Consider the following 1,948-nt stretch of genomic DNA (forward strand, 5'->3'; position numbering starts at 1 on the left):
AGTAGTTTAGCAGCAAGACTGTGCGACAGATTAACTCATTTTGAGCGTGTGGTTTGGGTGGGGTATCTGGACGAAGCGAGTTTGGTAAATCGCCTCACTGAGAAGTTGAACTTGCAGCCGCTACGAGAAGCTTTGCAAAATCCCGATGAGGAACTCAAATTTCGACTTAAACAGGTGTTCCAGCAGCGAGGAGACGCAGGAGAAAAGCCGTTTTTGCTGGTATTGGATGATTTTGAACTCAATTTACAACCGCGAGAACAAACTCATGTGTTGCAAACTGATGCGGTGGAAGTTCTCAAATCTCTGGTGTGGGCGATTCGGGAAACTTACACTTTGCATCGGATAATTATTACCAGTCGCTACGATTTTCAGTTCACTCAGTTGCAGTATTTTTATAAGCAGCCCTTGGAAGCATTACACGGGGCAGATTTGCGAAAAAAGTGTAGTCGTCTGGAAGCTTTTAAGAATGAGTCTTCGGTAGAGAAAGCTTTACAGACGCAAGCGCAAAATTTAGCTGATGGAAATCCTCGCTTGTTGGAATGGTTGGATAAGTTGTTGTGTAATCCTGATTCGATTTCTAAGTTTGGGGGAGAGAGTTCGGTTGCAGCAATTTTAACTCAATTGGAAACTAATCCGGTGGAGTTGCGAGAACAAGTTTTAGCCGAGTCGCTGCTGGAACAAATTGATACTGCGATGCGGGAAATGCTTTCGCGAGGCTTGATTTTTAAGTTACCTGTACCCAGAGAAGCTTTCTCTCATGTCGTTACTTGTCATTCTGAAGATGACCTAACTTGTCATTCTGACCGAAGAGAAGAATCTCAAAGTCATTCTGAAGATAACCTAACTTGTCATTCTGACCGAAGGGAAGAATCTCAAACACAGCTTAAGCGGGCTGTAGCTTTGGGATTACTAGAAGTAAGTCCCGATGAATCCCTACGAGTACCGCGCATCTTACCTTTAGAAATGCCTCCAGATGGAGAAACTTTAGCACAACTAGGCGCACAAGTGCTGTATCGCCTCTGGTGGAAAGAAGCAGAAACCTCAACTGAGGAACAAAGGCTGGAAATACATCGCTTGGCTTTGCAGGGGAAAATAGAAAAAATTGCTGTCGGAATAGCAATTACTTTGACAAATTACTGGATTAAGCGAAGCCGATTTCGCGAAGCTGAGGAGTTGTGTCAAGCTACTCTCGAAATTACTGAAAATTACCGAGTTCAGCATAACTTAGCTGTATCTGAGTATCAATTAGGAAAAGTAAATCAAGCCCAAGCAGATTATCAACAAGCTTTAGATGATTGTCCCGCAGAAGACGAGACTCACAAAGCTGCTATTATCCACAATCTAGCAAGTCTCAAAGCTGATACTGGGGACATTGAAGGGGCGATCGCCCTTTACCAAAAGTCTCTCACACTCAAAAAACAAATTGACAACGTTCAAGGTCAAGCTGCGACTTTACACCAACTAGCAATTCTCAAAGCTAATAGGGGGGAAATTGAAGCCGCGATCGCCCTATTTCAAGAGTCTCTCACACTCAATGAACAAGTTGACAACATTCAAGGTCAAGCAATGACATTACAGTGGTTGGGATGGTTAGCAGCAACTATCTACAAAGACTTTGATACAGGACTCAATTATTTACACAAATCTTGGGAAATATTAAAATACATTCAATCTCCTGAAGCAGAGAATGTTCGGCAATATATCAACCGAGTCCAACAAATGAAAGACGATGCACAACAATAGCTATTATCCCACCAATTTTTATATAGCTAATAATAAATCCTAATTCCCCCCTTTTTAAGCGAGTAATTCTGCTCGAAAATTAACCCACACTTGTCTATTTTTACCAGAATTTGCCTAACCTAACCCCCCAACCCCCTTCCCTTGTAGGGAAGGGGGAGAATAATAGTTAGTAATTAGCCCCAAAATACTCCCCTCTCCTAAGAGG

Annotated in this window: 1 protein-coding gene; it reads left to right on the forward strand. The window is 42.5% G+C overall.

What is annotated here, in order from left to right:
* The coding region (locus G3T18_RS24450) for a tetratricopeptide repeat protein (protein ID WP_224413210.1) at window positions 1–1,743 on the forward strand (1,743 nt) is incomplete at its 5' end.
* Window positions 1,744–1,948 lie beyond the last annotated feature (205 nt).

Source organism: Oscillatoria salina IIICB1, assembly GCF_020144665.1.
Classification (GTDB): Bacteria; Cyanobacteriota; Cyanobacteriia; order Cyanobacteriales; family SIO1D9; genus IIICB1.